A 1,508-nucleotide genomic window follows, 5' to 3' on the forward strand; every position below is an offset into this window, starting at 1 on the left:
GAGGGTCGCCGGAGTTGACGTCGATTGAACGATTGGAATTGCCGGTCGCGAAACCCGCCCCGTCATCCAGCACGCCCCATCGGGGGCGACTCCGAACAGCCACGGCGGACTGATCCATTCAAATTGCAATCGCTTGGTACTCGCGCCCTGCTGAGGCGGTGCGGGTGTGCGAATCTTCCTCCTAACCTTGTTGTGATCGGGTATGAAACGACGTCTCTTCTTGACCACGATACAGTCACTCATCGCGTCCTATGTCGCGGTGCTGCTGTGCCTCACCGGTGCCCCTTCAGGTTCGGTCGCAAGTGGCCAAGAAACAGGGGACGCCGCGTCGCAACATGTGAACGATCCCGACGCCAGTGATCCCCTCGATTCGGGCGTCTTCCGTTGGCGCGTCGGACCTCCGTTTCTGCAGGTCGACGCCCAGCGTTTGCCGGCATCGCCGGAGCATCCCTGGTTGGCGGTCAAAGATCCCAGCATCGTGCGTTACGCCGACCGCTGGCATTTGTTTTGCACCTTGCGGAAACGCAAATCGGGCGACGGTCGGATTCGAATCGGATACCTTTCCTTTGCCGACTGGGCCGATGCCAAGGAGGCCGACTGGAGCGTGTTGGACTTGACGATGGGCTACCACGGGGCGCCGCAGATTTTCTATTTCCAGCCGCATCGCAAGTGGTACCTGATCTATCAGGCCAGCGATGACACCCGCGGCTTGAAATACGGACCCTGTTTTTCCACCAACGATTCGATCGACCAGCCCGACCGTTGGACGCGTCCCGAACCACTGTATGTCGTCAAAGACGGCGCCAAAGCGGGATTGGATTTTTGGGTCATCTGTGACGATGCCAAGGCACACCTGTTCTTCACGACGCTCAACGGTCAGATGTGGCGGGCCGAAACTTCACTCGCTGATTTCCCCAATCGCGGATGGTCGGATCCCCAAGTGGTCTTGCAAGCCGACATCTTCGAAGCCAGTCACACGTACGCGATCCAAGGACGACAATTGTATTTGACGGTGGTCGAAGCCCAAGCCGGCCGCAGGCGTTATTTCAAGGGCTTCGTCAGCGACCGGTTGGACGGAACCTGGAAGCCGTTGGCGGCAAGTCAGCAAAAACCGTTGGTCTCACCGGTCAACGTGGTCAATCAAGACCAATCGTGGGCGACCTCGTACAGCCACGGCGAACTGATTCGCAGCGGCTACGACCAGCGATTAGAAGTCAACCCCGATGATTTGCAATTGTTGTTCCAAGGAGCCAACGACAAGGAGTACCAACGCGGCAATTACGGCGACATCCCCTGGCGGCTGGGAATTCTAAAGTAGCGACGCTCGCCAGAGCTGGACGTTCAGGATGGTTTGATTTGGCAGAATGATACGGGGCAGAATAATGTTCTGACCGCTCCGAAGCGCGGAGCCAAAATCCGACGGCTCCCATCATTCCGCCTTCCCCATCATTCCGCCTTCCCCATCATTCTGCCTTCCCCATCATTCTGCCTTCCCCATCGTTTTGCCC

At 58.1% G+C, this 1,508-nt stretch carries 1 protein-coding gene; it reads left to right on the top strand.

Features of this window, described 5'->3' with window-relative positions; translation table 11 throughout:
• The first annotated feature begins 202 nt into the window (after positions 1-202).
• Positions 203-1,318, top strand: a complete 1,116-nt coding sequence (locus ABX749_RS32560) for a non-reducing end alpha-L-arabinofuranosidase family hydrolase (protein WP_372899703.1) — start codon at positions 203-205, stop codon at positions 1,316-1,318.
• Positions 1,319-1,508 lie beyond the last annotated feature (190 nt).

The organism is Stieleria sp., from assembly GCF_041595215.1.
In the GTDB taxonomy this organism is placed as follows: domain Bacteria; phylum Planctomycetota; class Planctomycetia; order Pirellulales; family Pirellulaceae; genus Stieleria; species Stieleria magnilauensis.

Excerpts from the sequence above, each read along its gene's own strand:
- ABX749_RS32560 (WP_372899703.1), top strand. The coding sequence starts at position 203 with ATGAAACGACGTCTCTTCTTGACCACGATACAGTCACTCATCGCGTCC.